General features: G+C 54.0%; 1 pseudogene. It reads left to right on the forward strand.

Going from position 1 to position 978, the window contains the following annotated elements:
• Positions 1-978, forward strand: a pseudogene (locus BA79_RS18680) (collagen-like protein); the annotation flags it as partial.

The following is a 978-nucleotide window of genomic DNA, read 5'->3' on the forward strand; positions in this document are numbered from 1 at the left end:
CCACTGGTGTAACTGGAGATACTGGTCCAACTGGTGATACTGGTGCCACTGGTACTACCGGACCTACCGGAGCCACTGGTGTAACTGGAGATACTGGACCTACCGGTGCCACTGGGGTAACTGGAGATACTGGTCCAACTGGTGATACTGGTGCCACTGGTACTACCGGACCTACCGGAGCCACTGGTGTAACTGGTGATACTGGAACTACTGGAGCCACTGGTGTAACTGGTGATACCGGATCTACTGGTCCAACCGGTGATACTGGTGCCACTGGTAATACCGGACCTACTGGTGCCACCGGAGTTACTGGAGCTACTGGAGATACCGGTCCTACTGGTGCCACTGGTGTAACTGGAGATACTGGTCCTACTGGTGCGACTGGTGTAACTGGTGATACCGGGCCTACTGGTGCTACTGGTGTAACTGGAGATACTGGACCTACCGGTGCCACTGGTGTAACTGGAGATACTGGTCCAACTGGTGATACTGGTGCCACTGGTACTACCGGACCTACCGGAGCCACTGGTGTAACTGGTGATACTGGAACTACTGGAGCCACTGGTGTAACTGGTGATACCGGATCTACTGGTCCAACCGGTGATACTGGTGCCACTGGTAATACCGGACCTACTGGTGCCACCGGAGTTACTGGAGCTACTGGAGATACCGGTCCTACTGGTGCCACTGGTGTAACTGGAGATACTGGTCCTACTGGTGCGACTGGTGTAACTGGTGATACGGGTCCTACCGGGCCTACTGGTCCAACAGGTGCCACTGGTGCAGGATTAACAGGAATTGTAGCCGCTGATCCGGTAGTCAGCCCTACTTACCAAGTAGGGCAAGTAGTGACCTTTAATGGTAGTACGTATGTAGTAAACACTGCACCACCGACAGGTACACCAGATACTTCCTCAGACTACACATTACTAGCTGCAGCAGGACTAACTGGAATCACTGGTGCCACTGGAGACACCG

It is taken from the genome of Bacillus altitudinis 41KF2b (assembly GCF_000691145.1).
GTDB lineage: Bacteria > Bacillota > Bacilli > Bacillales > Bacillaceae > Bacillus > Bacillus altitudinis.